The following is a 16,300-nucleotide window of genomic DNA, read 5'->3' as shown; positions in this document are numbered from 1 at the left end:
CCTTAGCCGGGCGTTAGGTGCCAATCAGTTATCATCAGTTTTCAAGAAATAATCGTGGAGAAAAAATGCAGTTTGCTAGTGCGTTTCAATATAAAAAATGGGCAAACGATGAGTTGCTTGAGTTAGGTGAAAAACAATTTTCACAGTTACCAGAAAACGATGCGATCTTTTTCGTTCGGATTTTGAATCACACAACGGTCGTGGATAGTCTTTTTATCAGTCGTATTTTAGGTGAGCCTGAAAAGTACAGTGGTGACAATACCGTCGAGACTCCTTCATTGTCTGAGTTACGACGAATAATAAATGAGCATGACTCATGGCTTATTGATTTTACAAAATCAGTGAGTGTAGACGAACTCAAACGTAATGTGATTTTCCGTTTTATCGATGGTGGTTTTGGACAGTTAACAATAGAAGAAATTTTGCTTCATTTACTGACGCATGGCAGTAATCATCGAGGTATGGTCTCAAGAGTGTTAGCCGAAAATGGTCTTGAGCGTCCGAAAGATACTTTTACTCGATACTTGCATGAAACAGAGCCAAAAAGACGATTGTGTTCAGGCACCTAACAAACGCTTCAAGAGGGACTTCCAACGCGTGGCATTTTTACTATGCGTTGATTTTTGTGGTTACGGTGTTATGCGGAAACTTAGTAGTAGCGTTGTTAGCCCCTTAAGCGGGCGTTAGGTTTATAGGTAAGTTCATGGAAATAATTAGATTTCAGTCTCAGCATCTCGAAGCTTCAGCACGACTTTACCTTGAATCGAGAGTAGCTACTTTCACTTTCATGGATACAGATGAATATTGCTTAACTGATTTTGTGAAAGATACTGATGGAGAAGAAATTTGGGTGGCTGTAGAGCAGGGTGCAGTAATTGGTTTCATCTCAATCTGGAAGCCAGAAAACTTCATTCACCATTTGTTTGTTAGTCCCAAAAGTCTTAAACAAGGTGTTGGTTTAAAATTACTGAATCATGCTAAAGACCTAAGTAATAACTTAAGTCTCAAGTGTCTTGTCCAAAATACGAATGCAACCCAGTTTTATCTTTCTCAAGGCTTCAAGATTTTTGAAACAGTGGGCAATGGGCCAGAAAACTATCACTTAATGAGCTTTGATGTACAAACCTAACAAACAATTTAAGAGGGATTCCCAACGCTTGGCATTTTTGCTTCTACTTCAAATTTAGTGTTTATGGCACAATGCGTTAGGTTGGGTGGTAGCGTTGCTCACCCCTTAATTGGGCGTTAGCATACAAAAAAAATATTTCGTAAGTTATTGATAATTGATATGATACTAGCTGTCTAATCGTATAAAAATCAGAATGGAAAAGCATGTTGTCTATACTAGTTTATGAGAAAAGAGTGAAAGGAGTTGTTATGTCAATTGACTTTATACTCAAAACTCTAGGCTTGAGACAAGAGTCTCTAGTAGAGCGAGTAAATAGAAAAATTGTTTCGGGTTATCAACCTAGCGATATGGCTAAAGTCGTTGTTGGTAAGGTTTCATCAAAGCGGTTCAACCAAATGATGCAAGAGGCAAGCTCAAAGTACTATAAAAATCACGAGGATAAAGTTTTCAAAGATGAGTAAGACTTATAATCAAATGCACGAGAAGCTAGTAAAGAGTAAACAAGACTTTACTGGAATGATCGCTTACTCGATCTACAAAACTGAAAAACGTGATGCAATTAAAAATGGTATTAATGTCGACGAGTTCACTAGACTAAAACTTAGACCAAATGAGGTTAAGAAATACAAAAGCGAAGCTGAAGGTTTAGTGAACTTGTTTTTGCAAGCTGCTGCAGATGATGAAATTAAGCGCATCAAAGAGCAACTGACAAAAGAGATCAACCAAATTACAATCAAGGGCTTACCAAAAGAACCTTGGTATAAAAAGCTGGCTTGCTGGCACAATAGTGGCGCCGCTGGTGTAATTGGTAACTTTTGGACTGGTGTAATCGTAGCTGTATTTGTATGGGTAATGGCAGACCAAGGAGCTTGGGAATCAGCAAAGGAAAGTGCTGAAACAGCAGTTTCCAAAGTAATATCAAGCGCAGAAGCACAAACCGAGCTCCCTACATCGACAGGTTCTCAATAACTCCCATCTCGTAGCATATGTATGCTAACAAACTGTTTAAGAGTGATTCGCAACGCTTGGCATTTTTACCATGCGTTGCGTTTTTGTATTTAAGGTGGTTACTGTAGCTCTCTTGTGCGTTGCTCACACCTTAACAGGGCGTTATGTGATTAGAAAACTAAAACGGCCCTTGGGAGTTGTGGGCCGTTATAATTTGTAACTCGACTCAATGCTCTGGAGTTCTAGCAAGTGAATGGCACTTTCGACTGCGTTATTCATAGCTTGTTCCGTTTCCAGCTTGCCAGAACTGGCTGGTCCAAGTGCTCGAGCATACAAAGCGAGCTGTTTATCAAAGGGCAAATCCAACTGTTCGTAAAGATTTTGTCGAATTTTCGCATGTTGTTCGGGGGCTTGATTTGCAAGGCTTACAAGAGTTTCATAAATCAGGGCTTTCATGTGATGTCCATTTTATTATAGTTGACGGGGTGCATAAGATTGTACGCGTCAAGCGACAGCAATGCTAACGTAACAATCACATAACAAAGCGTTAAAGAGGGATTCGTGCCGTGTGGCATTTTTGGTATGCGGTGATTTTGGTGGTGAAAGTGGTCTGCGGAAAGCTGGTTTGTACGGCACTCACCCCTTAACGCGGCGTTAGCTTAAAACAATAAAAATCAATTGTTTGCAGCCTGTTTTTTCTTCCCTTGGCAGTTCGTTCAGGTTATTTCGGCAAATCCGCATTGTTTGCCAACGTGAATTTTGAGTTGTTGCCTCAATTGGGTTTTGGGGCTACACGAGGTTAGCCAGTTTGGCGCAAAGTCGCTTTGGCAGTTTTGCTTTCGCTTTGAGTTTTCCGAAAGTGATTTATCAAATTTTTGGTTTTTCAAATCGCATGAAAGGTCACAAAGTTTGAGCCAATTCGGGTTTCAAAGCTCAAGTGATTTTTTGGTTTTCCAAATCGGTTTAATCTCAGGCTTGGTAAATCTAAGGCGCTGAAATTTAAGCTAACAAACTGCTTAAGAGGGATTCGCAATGCGTGGCATTTTTAGTATGCGGTGAGTTTTGTGACTAAGTTGGTGTGCGGTAGCTTTTGCAGTGCATTGCTCACCCCTTAGCAGGGCGTTATGCGATTAGAGGAAAAACCAATGAGAGCACCATTTCAAGTATTAGTATTTCCGTATCAAATACTCAATGAACAACCTCGTTACTTAATCGGAAAACGAAGTGATAACGGTGTATGGCAAGCTATTTCCGGCGGTGGTGAAGATAGTGAATCCATTATCGAGGCAGCAAAGCGTGAACTTAAAGAAGAAACTAGTTTAATTGGCTGTGATTGGCAGCAATTGGACTCAATGTGTATGCTCCCAAAAGTGTACTATGCTGGTCATGAAAATTGGACTAATCATCAGTTTGTTGTGCCTGAATATTCTTTTTCGGTGCGGGTGTCTACTGAGCCTCAGCTATCAAATGAGCATACAAAATTTCGTTGGTGTGGTTTTCAAGAGGCTAGTGAACTTTTGAAATATGACTCAAACAGAATAGCATTGTGGGAGCTTAATCAAAGACTTAATAGCAACCTTTGAGAAATCGCATAACAAACGCTTTAAGACGGATTCGCAACGCTCGGCGGTTTTGGTTTGATTTGGCTTTTGTGTTTACGGTGTAATAATTGGGTGTCGTGGTAGCGTTGCTCACCACTTAAGCGGGCGTTATGTTTAATCACGCAAAATCAGTTGGTTGTATCTTTTCTTTGTTCCCTCGGCTGATTGGTTTTGTGTTTGTCGGCAAGTTGGCTTCAGCGGGCGCTGTTTTCTGGACACTTATCCTTTGGCGCTGGAAATTCAGAGAATTGCCTCATTCAATTTTCGAGTAAGCGCGAGGTTAGGGCGGCTGGCTCAATCAGTATTTTAACCACTAGTTTTTGGGCTTGAATTGCCAAAATTCGAAGTCTGTTTTTCAAATCTATGAGTCGTTTCAGTTTTTTAGGTCTTGGCTTTTGTTTGTGAATCAACGCTGAGTTAATCTTGGTTTTGGTAAAACGTAAGCCCTTGAAGCTTAAACATAACAAAGCGTTAAAGAGGGATTCGTGCCGCGTGGCATTTTTGGTATGCGGTGAGTTTCGGTGGTGAAAGTGGTCTGCGGAAAGTTTGTTTATGCGGCACTCACCCCTTAACGCGGCGTTAGGTTTACGAAGAGAAAAGCGTAATTGGTGCGGAAAAGATTTGGGGATTTCTCTAACCATTCGTTTACGGATGTCAGCAAGCTAGCTTGGTCTACCCAAATCATCGCGTTTCTTTAGTTGCTTCTCATGCCAATATTCGTGGGTTGCTTCATTGGAAAATGGATTAGGTTGGTTGAAGATTTCACTGGCGCAAAGGCGCTTTGGTTTAATCAATGGAATTGACTTCACTGTTTGTTTTTAACTTAGTCGCATTTGCCTGCCAAATTGAGTGAAATATTTGGAAGTGGTTCAGCGCAATGCGTTAATCTAGCGGGGTTCTTTGCCAAGTTGGTGAAGGTTAAATAGTAAAACCTAACAAGAAATTCAAGCCTGACTACCAACGCGTGGCTGAATTAGTTCCAAAATGGTTTAGTGGTTACGGTGCATTGCTTCAAATGACGTTGTGCGTTGGTAGCAGCTTAATTCGGCGTTATACCTTATCGAATACTTTAACTTGGTCACATTTGATATGTTGCGCATTACTGCATATTAAAGTAATTTCATTTCGGCATTTTTATGTTTTTAAAGCACTGATGTATCTAACGAACTTAACCAACTGATACATCGCTTCATCAGTCCAGCAAGTTGGCTCTACCAACTTACTGTAATTCACAATCTGGTGATTGTGTTGGCATAGCCATACAAACATCAGGACTTAGCCTATGGGAATTGAGACTGCATTTCTTATCCTAAAAGCCGCGACCCTAACTGTTGCGCTGGTTACACAATGTGTTCGTCTTTACAAAGAACTGAACAAGTAATCAACAAGTTGAAAATACTCGCCTATTGATAGGCAAATACCAGTAATCTGGAAATAAAAATAAATAAATCAGAAGCGCTTTTGTCTCAATAAAATTAATGAGTTTTGCGCTCACTACAAAATAATCTTGCATAAGGAGTATGTGATGAATGTTAAAGAAATGACAAATGATGAGTTTAAACCAGCTTGTCCTCGATGTGGAAATATCAACTTTATAGCGGTCAGTAATGGCTATGTTGCGCGCGCTGATTTTAGTATAGGAATGATCATTTGTAGTAAAGAAGATTGTCAAACAGTTGTAGGTTGCCTTCCTCAAAAAGATATTTGGCAACAGTAGCTAATATATAAAGTGTCAGCAACGGTATAACAAGGCGTTCAAGAGGGATTCATGCCGCGTGGCATTTTTGGTATGCGGTTGGTTTAGGTGGTGAAAGTGGTGTGCGGAAAGTTGGTTTATGCGGCATTCACCCCTTAACGCGGCGTTAGCCGTCATCGTTGGACTTAGAACTAGAGGAATAAAATTGAGTTCACCAATATTAGAAGCTCTTCCTGCATTACATGTAACTGTGATTGGTGTAGTCGCAGCTTTCTTTTCTGCTTTTGCTATTTACGCGTATCAAAAAGTGAACGATGCGAAAGAAAAGCTAGATGAAGCTCTAAAGCACAGTATGTCTGTTAGCACACCTAATTCAATGATGTTCAATGGTAACAATGTTTACTTGAATCAAGATGGAACTTTGAATTGGGACGAGAGAGGTAAGGAAACATTGCGCAGAGCGGCAATGCTGTATTCATATTTAGATTACGAGGAAAAATATGGAGTACCGCGAAGCTCTTTCCAAAGAGAACCTAGCCCCGAAGAGGTGATTTCAGTATGCAATGAGCTTTTTTCTCTCTTCACAACAATCTTTACGACCTACCCATTTTGGAACAATAATCTTGTTCACATTCAGGGGCAAACGGATAAGGTTAGCCAATTGTGTTCAAAGGAATTTGATACAAAGCGTATTCAGGAAATGCAAAGGATCGTCGGGTATTTGAATTGGACTTGGAGTACGAGTAATCGTTCTCTTATGACGCTGGCAAGTCGTGGTATGGAGTTTACTCGCCAGCAGCAATTGAAAGAACAAACAGAGATGTTTGAAAAGCAGGTGGTCAATATGCCAGATCAAATGCCTAAAAGTGAGCAAGAGAGAATTTGGAAGCAATTTCATCAACCTCATGTTGATAGAGTTACTGACTTTCAAGGTGTCTTTGTTAGTTACTTTGAAAAATCGCATGTTGTTGAAAGGGAAGTTATTCCGTTGCTTTCTTCCTCTATTTCTAGCTTCAATACTTACAACGAAACTTTTAGAGTTAAAGAAACAACGCTCAAAGTTATTACCCTGATTATGTTTAATATGGTGTTTGGTGTACTACTTCCCTTAGTGACTCTAAATTTACTGGTTGGAGTTAATTTTAAGTGGTCTAACTTTTGGTTTAGTTCGTTTGAGTACTTTGTTCTATTTTCAACAATGTTTCCATATCTATGGGCATGTAAGTTCTTGTTTAACAAGGTTAAGAAGTTGAACTTTGCATAAACGGCTAACAAACTGTTTAAGAGTGATTCGCAACGCGTGGCATTTTTACTATGCGTTGGTTTTAGTGTTTAAGGTGGTATGCGGAAGCTTCGGTATTGCGTTGCTCACACCTTAACAGGGCGTTAGGGTTTAATGGAAAGTTTGGAGCATAAATGAGTAATCAAAAGATTGAACCTAGTAAAGTCACTAAGCCTATTCAGTTAGTTGCGGCTTGGTTAGTTGGTCTTGTTTTAGTCAATGGTGCTTTTCTAGGTGCAGCGGTTGGAATAAGTGAACCAGTTTGGTTGAGAGGGACTTTAGTAATAGCATCTGTAGTTAATGTGCCTGTGTTCCTGCTTGCGATATTTATGCTTCAAACTAAGTTTCGACCTCAGTTGCAAGAAGATGAGTATTATTCAAAGTATCTTGACAAAAGTACAAGTGAATACGTTGTTGTATCCAAAGATGAGAGCATTTTGTCAGCAATAACAGAGATTAAAGCAGAACTTGTTACTATAATTGATGATAAATCTGGTAAATGTAATGAAACTCCAGAAATATTAAGTATTCAGGCAGGAGGGTGGTCTCCTCACTACAAGGTTGCACTCTGCGACTATTTACCTGACTTTGAGTCCATCAGAGCAGAGTTAAAGAAAAATAATATTTCAATTAATAAAATTTTTGGTCAGTCTACTACAAAAAATGTACCTGAATTTAATCATTTATCTTTCAGTCGAGACGTGAATTTTAGAACTAAAGTCGCCGTATTAAGAATATTAACTAAGTATAATTTCGATGGGTACGCTTACGCGGTGAGTAACGATGTTAACCCTGAAGAAATATACATTGGTGGTTTTGGATACATGAATGGTGGTTTTTTTCCAATTAACTCCGAGTTAAAGGCTCTTCTGGATTCCGATGTCGAGCCTTCAGACTTGGATTACTTCGAGCAAAAAACAGAGAAAATTAAACCCTAACAAAGCATTTAAGAGTGATTCGCAACGCTTGGCAGTTTCGCTTCGCTCAAGTATAGCCAAGCGTCGCTCACACCTTAATGCGGCGTTAGGCTAGTCGGTAACATCACTAACTGACTCGCATTAATGACGTAATTTTTGTTCTTTCTTTGTTCGGGGCTATCATATTTTCGACGAATGTTGTTGCCACTTTCGATAGGTAAGTTGATGGGTATATTAGTTTTTATTGCAACGATAGTTTTGGTGAAATTTGTAGAAGCGCAACTTGGTTTCACATACAACATTTTCTCAGATCCATTTAACGTAAAACTGGCTGCATTAGACTTAGTGTTGTTTGTGTCTATTTATGCTGCGTTAACATTGGTCTATGAAAAAAGTGGCAAGTACCTAAGAAAGAAGCAGCAAAGCTAAGGGTTCATTGCTAACAGTCAGCACAAGCCTAACAAACTGCTTAAGAGGGATTCGCAATGCGTGGCATTTTCAGCATGCGGTGAGTTTTGTGATTAAGTTGGTGTGCGGTAACTTTTGTAGTGCATTGCTCACCCCTTAGCAGGGCGTTATGTTTAATCACCAACAATCAGTGGATTATGGTTTTTCTTTGTTCCCTCGGCTGATTGGTTTTGTGTTTGTCGGCAAGTTGGCTTCAGCGGACGCTGTTTTCCGGACAATTATTCTTTGGCGCTGGAAATTCAGAGAGTTGCCTCAGTCAATTTTCGGTATCCGCCCCATGAACCCACGGGGCGATATTGTTAGTGTTTGAAGTTCCAAGGCAGGAGTGCATCGATATCAGGTTCCGCTTTCGCTAACTCCTGCATGCACTTGACCATGTAGTCGTAAAGGATAAGGCCGTTGGCTTTCGCTGTCTCGACGATACTGTAAAGCATCGCGCTCGCTTCCGCCCCGTTAGGGTTGGTCGAGAAGAGCCAGTTCTTTCTCCCAATAACCAGCGGTTTTATTGCGCGTTCAGCTCGGTTGTTGTCTATCGATAAGTGACCGTCATCGATATAGCGGGTGAGCTTCGGCCATTGGCCGAGCGTGTATTTTATCGCTTTACCCAGCGGGCTAGACTCAAGCACTTTCTGAGTTGTCATCCATTCATAAAGCTCATCCAGTATCGGCTTAGCATGCTCTTGGCGCTCTGCTTTTCGTTTTTCCGCAGACTCACCTTTTAAGCGTGATTCTATTCCATAAAGCTTCTGGATTTTGGCCAGCGCTTTATCCGCTTTACCTGACTTGCCTTTGCCTTGAAGCTTCTTCGCCTCCATGAACTTGCGCCGAGCATGCGCGAAGCAACCGACATTGGTGACGAGATGAAGCCCATCATAAACACCATAGCCATCGGTTTGTAGATAACCACTGTAATCCCCCAAGAAGGCAACAGGGCACGCCCTAGCTCGACTGTTTTGATAGTCGTACAAGACGATATTTCTCACATTAGGGAGGGCGGCATCTGGCGAGTCTGCGCCCGAGCAGTAAAGCCACATATAACACTGTTTATCTTCTTTGAGGACATTGAGCGGCGTTTCATCCGCCTGAATCACCACTTGCTCAAGTAGGTGCGTTTTTAAGGCCGCGTAAAGTGGAGCGAACTTCTCACTGACTTGGATAATCCACCTTGCCATGGTGGTTCGTGAGAGTTCGATACCCGACTGGGTAAACAGGGATTCTTGACGGTAAAGTGGCATCGCATATTGGTATTTGCCGAGGATGATATTGGTCAACAAGCTTTCTGTGGCGAAGCTCTTCGGGATAATGCTTTGCGGCGCTGGCTTTTGAACAATGCGGCTGTTGTCCTGAGTTTGCTCGCATTGGCGGCAAGCATATTTAGGACGAACATATTCCAACACTTTAAGTACCGCAGGTGTGAACTCAAGTTTCTCGCTACGGTCTTCACCGATTTTATGCAGACTATGTTGGCAGCAAGCGCACTGCTTTTCATCGTCGTCTAAATCGAGTTCGATAACCTCACGAGGCAAGGTCTTTGGCAGTGGCTGACGTTTACCGCGTTTCTTCGTTGTGATGGTCGTTGTGACAACTTCAACCTCTTCTTCCTTAGCGGCTTCACATTCCGCTTCGTTGAAGAGGTCACCTTGTGATTCATTGTAAGGCTTTAACGCCTCCGAGCGTTTAGCGAACTGACGGTCGAAGGCAAGTTTGAGTTGTTCAAGCAGCGATTGGCGCTCTTGTTTCAATTGGTTTTCTGACGCCAACAGTGCTTTCACCATCGCTTGTAGCTCGGCAACATCTTGGCTTTCTGGGTTGATATTTGGCGTCTTTTTCATGGCATTGATGATACTAAAATCATGCCGTTAATGCTTGGTGGATAAGACTTTATTATCGCTTAAGTCATTGTAAAATCGTTTATTCTAACGGGTTTATGGCCGATAATCGTGAAGCCAGAAAGCAGTCTATCAAGCTCGAATTGAGTTAGGGTAAACACCTCATTTTGCTCTTTTGATGGCCACTTGTACTTGGCTTTTTCAAGGCGCTTATACCAAAGAGCAAAGCCTGTTTTATCCCAGTACAACACTTTGATTTTGTCGCGCTGTTTGTTGGTGAACAGGAACAGTGCGCCGCTGCCCAAGGGCAAGTCGGTGTCATTTTCGATAATCGCAGCGAGGCCGTTGATGGACTTTCTAAAATCGACGCTTTCACGATACAAGTAAATCTTTGGAGCGCTGAGCATGCGTTTCATGATAACGCACCGATAAGCTCTGCGAGATAGGTCGCTGGTGTGCCTTGTGGGATGCTCAGTTCAACATTGTTTACAAGTAGTGTCATGTTGGCAACGACAACGTGAGTGGCTTGATACTTTGTCGTCTTTTCAACGACTTCTGCTTTAACAAAGCCAACCGTGTTCGGTTTTTCGATGTGCTTTAACTGTTGGCGCTTAGCGTAAAAAGTGGAAAGGCTCAGTCCGTTACGTTCACAGAATAATCGTTGTGATAGCTGGCTGGATTCATAGTGTTCGAACAGGGTTCGCCATTCTTGGTTAGTGCGTCGTTTGGCCATTTCAAATCTCCTTTGGGTTGGAGGTTTGATCTTATTATTCGGGCTAGACGATTAGAATGCGGGGTTTATGATGCGCTTACGTTTAACCGAATATTGACATCAGAAACCGACTTGGGTAGTCACCATTGGATGAACCAATCAATCGTTATGTGACAAAAGTCACATTATTTATTGGATAATTAAGTGCGGAATGACGGGTTACAGCTATTGATTGCCAATATGAGAATAGATCTGGACGAATGGATAGACTACAACAACAAACATGATAGAACTCATTAAGGAAGAATATGGTGTGGCAAAACGCCAATATAAACATTAGAAGATGGAGAAATCTATCTGAACTGAAAGAATCCAGCCAAATATAATCTGACAGTCACCAAATAGAAGATCGGGCAACTGTCAGGTAAGATATTAATTAGTAAAGAATTATTGGTGTTATGCTTGCACAATAATGACGTTAACACCTTGCTCTTGTAATTGCTTCAAGTATTCATCTGGGATGTCTGAATCAGTGATTAGCGTATCGATATTGTTAAACGCTCGAATCATGTGGCAGCTACGTTTGCCAAATTTACTTGAGTCAGCAACCGCAATTATTGTGTCTGATACTTCACACATTAGTCGGTTAAGTGATGCTTCCTGTTCGCTGTAAGTAGTAATACCAGCTTTTATATCGAAGCCATCTACACCTAAGAATACTTTATCGAATCGATGATTTTTTAATCCATCTTCTGATTTTGGTCCAGAAAAGGACATTGCTTTTTTTCTTAAAACGCCACCAGTCATTAAGACCTCAACGCCAGACTTAGATGAAAGCTCCATCGCGACATCAAGCCCATTAGTCATGACGACCACGTTATCCACATTATTTAAGTAACGTGCAATTTCTAGTGTCGTTGTGCCTGAATCAATGATTATTGCATCACCTTCTTCAACTAGCTTTGCTGCAGCCTTACCTAAAAGTACTTTTCCCTCAGAGTTGTGACGTCTTTTTTCGTGAACCGACAGCTCAGAAATTAATCCAGAATTAGGAATTGCTGTGCCGTGTGAACGAATAACATAACCATTCTTTTCGAGAAATGAGAGATCGCTACGAATTGTAACACTAGACACATTAAACTTAGAGGCTAAGTCTTCAACACGGGCTCGGCCGACAGAATTAACTAGCTCTATAATTTCATTGCGTCTTTCGACCGCCGTTATCATTGGATTACTCCTAGAACATGAAACCAACTTTCATTTTGTTTCTTTAAAGATATTCTATATTAAATCGAAAGTGAGCCTACAACAAGTTATACCAGTTCAACATGTAGAGTATTTACCCTTCGTTTTAGATTTAGATGTTTCGATTATGTTATATATCTAAGGCAAGCGCATGAGTGCCTAAGTTTTGCATTACCTGACTAAAACTAGCACTTAACACAGCCTCTAGCATGGATTCATCATGCGGTACTCTAGCTCGACAGATTTGCCTTTCTCAAAGCGGAGGTTTTCAACCATTACAATGCTCTTCGACCCTTTCCAACGAGAGAAGTTCATACACATCTGTAGAAAATGTCGCTCTTCAAACTTGATACTAAGGAGTTTGTCTTCTAGCACGGGCGCATTTTCGGGCAAAACAATAACTACCGCTAAAAGCGGTGGTTTTGGGATGACAATAAAAAGGGGCTGATGCCCCTTTTCAATTAATAAACGGTTTGGAAAGTTGTACGATATGTCCAACGCATTCCTTGCACAATGACGATGGCTCGGCTGTCTTCCGCCACCTTATAGATAACGCCGTGCATATTTGAGTCGATACGTGGATCGTTTGGATCATCGCAGGTTATTGCACCATTAGAGACACGATAGAAGTTCGACATCCTCTTTACATCAGCATTTAATTGGCAGGTCAGCATAAAATCCAGTTGAGCAAACATACGATCATCGTTAGAGAAGATGAGTGTCATACGTTCCCAATCCGCATAGCTTTGATACATCAGGTCAAAATCAGCGAGTGTTGGCTGCTTGGTGTACGTGGTGTCCACAAGTGTTCTATTACCCTCATCTTTGACTAGCGCGGACACATTACCCTTTGAAAAATGAAACTGAACGGTAGAGTTTTGGTAATGATAGTAGTCGCCAAGTTCCGATTTCACGAAATGGTTCGTATCTATATAAGGACCAATTAAACTGTTGTCGACCACAATGCTACGATTTGAGCTGCTTATATAACCATCCTCGTATCGTTGTGGTGGTCTATATAAATAGATCGCATCTTCATTCGAGCTATAAAAAAGAGACTCCCCGCTTATATCTTTATAAACACCATCGTAACTTTCTGCTAACTCTGATGGAGAATCAGAAGATCCATTACAGCCAGATAATACGATTTGCAATGTTATTGCCATTAACAAGCTTAAATATTTTTTCATTTTATTTACTAATCACACTTAAAAACTGTCATTAAACCGTCATTCCGCACCTAATTATCCAATAAATCATGTGACTTTCATCACATAACGATTGATTGGGCCATCCAATAGTGGCTACCCAAGTCGGTTTCTGATAACAATACTTGGTTAAACTATCTCTCACTACTATCAGGAGGTTAAGCGTGACTCGTCATCAAAAATTACATGCCTCTCTGCTAGAGTCTCAAAAGCAGCAAGATTTCGTAATTGTCACGAACGTGTTGGTATCTTCGGCGAAATAAATTCTAAAAATAGCTGCGGAATCTCGGATTAAAATATGACTTCATGATTATTATGCAAATAATTATAATCATCAAGATAAATATGATTAAACAAGCATACATAAAGGGCGGGATCGAACTTTAGTTACTGAAATTATGAGACTTTTTATATCCTATTGAACTTTCTGGTATTATATCGATCAGATCTTTCAGTCTTAACTACTGGTTACATGAAATGATCATCATCAAACACTTAGACAAAGTATGTGACACCCGATCGCACATCAATCAAGTCTACCCCGTTATTGAAGTCGCTTTCCTTTTCATCTCTGCCATGCTTTGTGGCCCAGGGCGTCCGCATGAATGGTTAGAATTTAGTCATTGACTTAAATCCAGCGACTAAGACTTGATCCAAGAAGCCGGGGTTCATCATGCAACGTTTCTGCTTCATTGGCACACTAATTTTGCTTGGCTTGTAGTGGTCAACTAAAATTGGCCACGGTTTTAGAGTTTTCCCAATACAAGCGTTCCGATTCATTGGGCGTTAACCCACCGTTATACTGATGTGGCCTAAGTTGGCTGTAATATCCAATAATGTATCGAATGATCTCTTGTTGCGCCTCTGCAAAACTACGATAACCCGCCCTGGGAACCCATTCGCTTTTCAGGCTTCTAAAGAAGCGCTCCATCGGCGCATTATCCCAACAATTGCCTAGTCTTGATAGGCTTTGTGTAATCTGACAACGCCATAGTAACTGACGATAATAGCGACTCGTATAATGGCTACCCTGATCACTGTGGAACATGACCCCTTTGGGCCTGCCCCTAGATTCAAAGGCCATCATCAATGCTTTTCCAGTGAGCTTGCTGTCTGGCGATAGTGACATTGCCCAACCAATAGGTTTTCGTGCAAACAGATCCATGACAACAGCCAAATACATCCAACGATGGCCAACCCATACATAGGTGACATCACCAACCCAAACCTGATTCGGTTGAGTCACAGCAAATTGCCGCCCTAAAAGATTGGGGATCTCAAGATGCTCTTGTTCGGCCTTTCTGTATTTATGTTTAGGTGACTGGCAGCTCACTAAGCCTAGTAATTTCATTAGCTTACTTGCTCGATAACGGCTAAGCGGTATGCCCTCAATATTGGTTACCATATCAGCAATCGTACGTGCACCTGCTGAGCCGTGGCTAGCTTCATGCATGTCACTCACAATAGAGTGCAATTTCACCTGCTCTGGCGAGAGTTGTTTGTCTCTGTTACGCCAATACTTGTAGCTACTACGATGAACACTGAACACATGGCATAAGGTTTTTACACTAAAGCTCTTCCTGAGTTTCTCGATCATCGAGAATTGTTCAGTGAGTCCGACATCAAGAGAGCAGTAGCCTTTTTTAAAATTTCATTGTGCTCCTCAAGGTTAGCGATTCTCTTCTTGAGTTCACGAATTTCTATTTGTTCTGGAGTAAGCGGAGAGGCTTTCGGCGATATACCTCGTTGCTCTTGCTTAAGCTGTCGTACCCAGCGATCCATTGCTGATTTACTGACATTCATTGCTTTAGCGGCTTCGGTCACCGAATGGCCGTGCTCTGTTACTAATTGTGCTGCTTCAAGCTTGAACTCTGCACTAAAAGTTCGTCTTGTGCGATTTTTCATAAAGTCACCTATTTGTCTCTGAGATGTATTTTAACACCTCTATTTAGGTGGCCAAATTTACTGTACCACTACAGCTCAGCTCTTAGCATGTTAAGCGCCATGTGTCTTAAACCTGCCAAATTTTCAGCCGCGTTTTGTCGGTAAATCTGACAAGCATCTTCTCGCATGCTCACATCTAACCGTCATTCCGCAGCTAATTCCAGAATTTAAATAGTGTGATCTGGCGATCGGTTTTTCATAAAAACCACGACACCATCTTGACCGCGATCGACAGTTTTGATCTATTATTGCTATTTGACGGTCTCAAAATATGTCTACTCATCCTGTTATTAAACGCTTAGATCACCTTGGTCTCATTGCCGCCTTTTGTCACAAAATTGGCCTGCCACGGATGATAGATGCCGTTATCCCAAAATATTCTGACCATAATGTTTCTCATGGTGACGCGGTATTGGCCATGCTCCTAAATGGACTTGGTTTTCATAGCAGAACATTGCACATGTTCTCGGACTTTTTTAAGACCAAGCCTGTGTCTAAGCTACTCGCCAAAGACATTGAAGCACACCACCTTACTGATGATGTACTAGGCCGCACCTTAGATGCTCTATACAAAGCCGATGTCTCAGCGCTCTATCAGGTTATTGCTGAGCGTGTTGTTGATAAACTGGGCTTGACGACCGATTCTGTTCATCTTGATATCACTAGCTTCCACGTTGATGGTGAGTATGCACAAGATGAAAACACCAACGTGATTAAGCTTGTAAGAGGCTACAGTCGTGATCATAGACCAGAGCTTAACCAAGTCGTGCTTGAACTCATCTGTGAAAACCAAGCAGGTATTCCTGTTTACATGCAAGCACTGAGTGGCAACACCAATGATGCCAAGGCATTCGCTTAAGTCACTAAAAGACACATACATTGCCTAAAAGCCGCGCAAAATAGTCGTTACTTTATCGCTGATGCCGCTTTGTACACCGAAGAAAGCATCTCCTCGCTAGATGAGCAAAATCAAAAGTTCATTACCCGTGTACCCATGACCATCAAGCTCGCAAAACAAGCACTGCTTGCGCTAGAACCAGAGCAATTAATCGCTATCGGTCATGGCTACTCAGGATGTTGGATAGACTCGGATTACGGAAAGGTCAATCAACGTTGGTTGCTCGTTCACAGTGAACAGGCCACCAAGCGGGAAGAAATCACTTTCTTCAAGAACAGAAGTGGCCCCAAATTTTCGGACATGACTTTATTTGGCCAACTACGCGTATGATCGGAACTATACATATTCTAATCTGAATCATGTCAACTAGTTCAAAAGCACTAAAACAGTTTTTATCAAGAAATAACTTACTTGCTGCCGACT

At 41.4% G+C, this 16,300-nt stretch carries 17 protein-coding genes and 2 pseudogenes; 12 read left to right on the top strand and 7 right to left on the bottom strand.

The features are described from left to right. Window positions 1–65: 65 nt before the first annotated feature. The 4 genes from I3X05_RS23400 to I3X05_RS23385 all read left to right on the top strand — a co-directional run bounded on the left by I3X05_RS23400 (window position 66) and on the right by I3X05_RS23385 (window position 2,098). Window positions 66–569 (top strand): DinB family protein, encoded by a 504-nt coding sequence (locus I3X05_RS23400; protein WP_258428854.1) that lies wholly within the window; start codon window positions 66–68, stop codon window positions 567–569. 134 nt (window positions 570–703) lie between these two features. Beyond that, window positions 704–1,129, top strand: a complete 426-nt coding sequence (locus I3X05_RS23395; RefSeq protein ID WP_193278024.1) for a GNAT family N-acetyltransferase — start codon at window positions 704–706, stop codon at window positions 1,127–1,129. A gap of 248 nt (window positions 1,130–1,377) precedes the next feature. Beyond that, window positions 1,378–1,590, top strand: a complete 213-nt coding sequence (locus I3X05_RS23390; protein WP_337971469.1) for a hypothetical protein — start codon at window positions 1,378–1,380, stop codon at window positions 1,588–1,590. Next, window positions 1,583–2,098, top strand: coding sequence for a hypothetical protein (locus I3X05_RS23385; RefSeq protein ID WP_337971468.1), 516 nt, complete (start codon window positions 1,583–1,585; stop codon window positions 2,096–2,098). The genes I3X05_RS23390 and I3X05_RS23385 overlap by 8 nt, the downstream gene beginning before the upstream one ends. Before the next feature lie 186 nt (window positions 2,099–2,284). Here the strand turns inward: I3X05_RS23385 and I3X05_RS23380 are convergent, their stop codons facing one another. After that, window positions 2,285–2,533, bottom strand: a complete 249-nt coding sequence (locus I3X05_RS23380) for a PAS factor family protein (protein ID WP_337971467.1) — start codon at window positions 2,531–2,533, stop codon at window positions 2,285–2,287. 689 nt (window positions 2,534–3,222) lie between these two features. Here I3X05_RS23380 and I3X05_RS23375 point away from each other — a divergent pair. From I3X05_RS23375 to I3X05_RS23340, 6 genes are all read left to right on the top strand, one after another. After that, complete coding sequence (locus I3X05_RS23375; RefSeq protein WP_047691370.1) at window positions 3,223–3,660, top strand: NUDIX hydrolase; 438 nt, start codon at window positions 3,223–3,225, stop codon at window positions 3,658–3,660. A 1,543-nt stretch (window positions 3,661–5,203) separates the two neighbouring features. Then, window positions 5,204–5,395 carry a hypothetical protein gene (locus tag I3X05_RS23365; protein WP_337971466.1) on the top strand — a complete coding sequence of 64 codons (192 nt, stop codon included), beginning with the start codon at window positions 5,204–5,206 and terminating at the stop codon, window positions 5,393–5,395. 184 nt (window positions 5,396–5,579) lie between these two features. Then, window positions 5,580–6,638, top strand: a complete 1,059-nt coding sequence (locus I3X05_RS23355; RefSeq protein WP_337971465.1) for a hypothetical protein — start codon at window positions 5,580–5,582, stop codon at window positions 6,636–6,638. Window positions 6,639–6,790: 152 nt separating this feature from the next. Next, a complete protein-coding gene (locus I3X05_RS23350) occupies window positions 6,791–7,594 on the top strand; it encodes a hypothetical protein (RefSeq protein ID WP_337971464.1) in 804 nt (267 codons plus the stop codon). 204 nt (window positions 7,595–7,798) lie between these two features. After that, window positions 7,799–8,002 (top strand): hypothetical protein, encoded by a 204-nt coding sequence (locus tag I3X05_RS23345; RefSeq protein ID WP_045571655.1) that lies wholly within the window; start codon window positions 7,799–7,801, stop codon window positions 8,000–8,002. Window positions 8,003–8,150: 148 nt separating this feature from the next. After that, the gene (locus I3X05_RS23340; RefSeq protein ID WP_337971463.1) at window positions 8,151–8,351 is read left to right on the top strand and encodes a hypothetical protein; all 201 of its coding nucleotides are present in this window, start codon (window positions 8,151–8,153) and stop codon (window positions 8,349–8,351) included. On the opposite strand, the gene tnpC is transcribed toward I3X05_RS23340, so the two are convergent. From tnpC to I3X05_RS23315, 5 genes are all read right to left on the bottom strand, one after another. Further along, window positions 8,341–9,873 carry an IS66 family transposase gene (tnpC, locus tag I3X05_RS23335; RefSeq protein WP_193277853.1) on the bottom strand — a complete coding sequence of 511 codons (1,533 nt, stop codon included), beginning with the start codon at window positions 9,871–9,873 and terminating at the stop codon, window positions 8,341–8,343. The genes I3X05_RS23340 and tnpC overlap by 11 nt on opposite strands. Before the next feature lie 59 nt (window positions 9,874–9,932). Beyond that, on the bottom strand, window positions 9,933–10,286 hold the full coding sequence (gene tnpB, locus I3X05_RS23330; RefSeq protein WP_337970604.1) for an IS66 family insertion sequence element accessory protein TnpB: 354 nt from the start codon (window positions 10,284–10,286) through the stop codon (window positions 9,933–9,935). Further along, window positions 10,283–10,603: an IS66 family insertion sequence element accessory protein TnpA gene (gene tnpA / locus I3X05_RS23325; protein ID WP_045569184.1), complete on the bottom strand. Its 321-nt coding sequence runs from the start codon at window positions 10,601–10,603 to the stop codon at window positions 10,283–10,285. Before tnpA ends, tnpB begins: the two co-directional genes overlap by 4 nt. Before the next feature lie 435 nt (window positions 10,604–11,038). Then, window positions 11,039–11,809, bottom strand: coding sequence for a transcriptional repressor AgaR (gene agaR / locus I3X05_RS23320; RefSeq protein WP_045570728.1), 771 nt, complete (start codon window positions 11,807–11,809; stop codon window positions 11,039–11,041). A gap of 479 nt (window positions 11,810–12,288) precedes the next feature. Beyond that, window positions 12,289–13,017 carry a hypothetical protein gene (locus tag I3X05_RS23315; protein ID WP_045570730.1) on the bottom strand — a complete coding sequence of 243 codons (729 nt, stop codon included), beginning with the start codon at window positions 13,015–13,017 and terminating at the stop codon, window positions 12,289–12,291. A 495-nt stretch (window positions 13,018–13,512) separates the two neighbouring features. On the opposite strand from I3X05_RS23315, the pseudogene I3X05_RS23310 reads away from it, so the two are divergent. Beyond that, window positions 13,513–13,653, top strand: a pseudogene (locus tag I3X05_RS23310) (ISAs1 family transposase); the annotation flags it as partial. A gap of 106 nt (window positions 13,654–13,759) precedes the next feature. On the opposite strand, the gene I3X05_RS23305 reads toward I3X05_RS23310, so the two are convergent. Next, window positions 13,760–14,940, bottom strand: a protein-coding gene (locus tag I3X05_RS23305; RefSeq protein WP_193158292.1) for an IS3 family transposase whose coding sequence is annotated in 2 segments (ribosomal slippage) — window positions 13,760–14,673 and window positions 14,673–14,940 — 1,182 coding nt in all. Because the reading frame shifts where the segments join, the coding sequence is not laid out codon by codon here. A gap of 310 nt (window positions 14,941–15,250) precedes the next feature. Here I3X05_RS23305 and I3X05_RS23300 point away from each other — a divergent pair. After that, window positions 15,251–16,153, top strand: a pseudogene (locus tag I3X05_RS23300) (IS1634-like element ISSpu7 family transposase); the annotation flags it as partial. Between the last annotated feature and the right edge of the window lie 147 nt (window positions 16,154–16,300).

The organism is Vibrio navarrensis, from assembly GCF_015767675.1.
Classification (GTDB): domain Bacteria; phylum Pseudomonadota; class Gammaproteobacteria; order Enterobacterales; family Vibrionaceae; genus Vibrio.
This window is presented reverse-complemented; position numbering and strand designations above follow the sequence as displayed.

Bases quoted from the DNA above. Each gene is read 5' to 3' on its own strand.
- I3X05_RS23400 (WP_258428854.1), top strand. From the start codon at position 66: ATGCAGTTTGCTAGTGCGTTTCAATATAAAAAATGGGCAAACGATGAG.
- I3X05_RS23395 (WP_193278024.1), top strand. From the start codon at position 704: ATGGAAATAATTAGATTTCAGTCTCAGCATCTCGAAGCTTCAGCACGA.
- I3X05_RS23390 (WP_337971469.1), top strand. From the start codon at position 1,378: ATGTCAATTGACTTTATACTCAAAACTCTAGGCTTGAGACAAGAGTCT.
- I3X05_RS23385 (WP_337971468.1), top strand. From the start codon at position 1,583: ATGAGTAAGACTTATAATCAAATGCACGAGAAGCTAGTAAAGAGTAAA.
- I3X05_RS23380 (WP_337971467.1), bottom strand. From the start codon at position 2,533: ATGAAAGCCCTGATTTATGAAACTCTTGTAAGCCTTGCAAATCAAGCC.
- I3X05_RS23375 (WP_047691370.1), top strand. From the start codon at position 3,223: ATGAGAGCACCATTTCAAGTATTAGTATTTCCGTATCAAATACTCAAT.
- I3X05_RS23365 (WP_337971466.1), top strand. From the start codon at position 5,204: ATGAATGTTAAAGAAATGACAAATGATGAGTTTAAACCAGCTTGTCCT.
- I3X05_RS23350 (WP_337971464.1), top strand. From the start codon at position 6,791: ATGAGTAATCAAAAGATTGAACCTAGTAAAGTCACTAAGCCTATTCAG.
- I3X05_RS23345 (WP_045571655.1), top strand. From the start codon at position 7,799: ATGGGTATATTAGTTTTTATTGCAACGATAGTTTTGGTGAAATTTGTA.
- I3X05_RS23340 (WP_337971463.1), top strand. From the start codon at position 8,151: ATGTTTAATCACCAACAATCAGTGGATTATGGTTTTTCTTTGTTCCCT.
- tnpC (WP_193277853.1), bottom strand. From the start codon at position 9,873: ATGAAAAAGACGCCAAATATCAACCCAGAAAGCCAAGATGTTGCCGAG.
- tnpB (WP_337970604.1), bottom strand. From the start codon at position 10,286: ATGAAACGCATGCTCAGCGCTCCAAAGATTTACTTGTATCGTGAAAGC.
- tnpA (WP_045569184.1), bottom strand. From the start codon at position 10,603: ATGGCCAAACGACGCACTAACCAAGAATGGCGAACCCTGTTCGAACAC.
- agaR (WP_045570728.1), bottom strand. From the start codon at position 11,809: ATGATAACGGCGGTCGAAAGACGCAATGAAATTATAGAGCTAGTTAAT.
- I3X05_RS23315 (WP_045570730.1), bottom strand. From the start codon at position 13,017: ATGAAAAAATATTTAAGCTTGTTAATGGCAATAACATTGCAAATCGTA.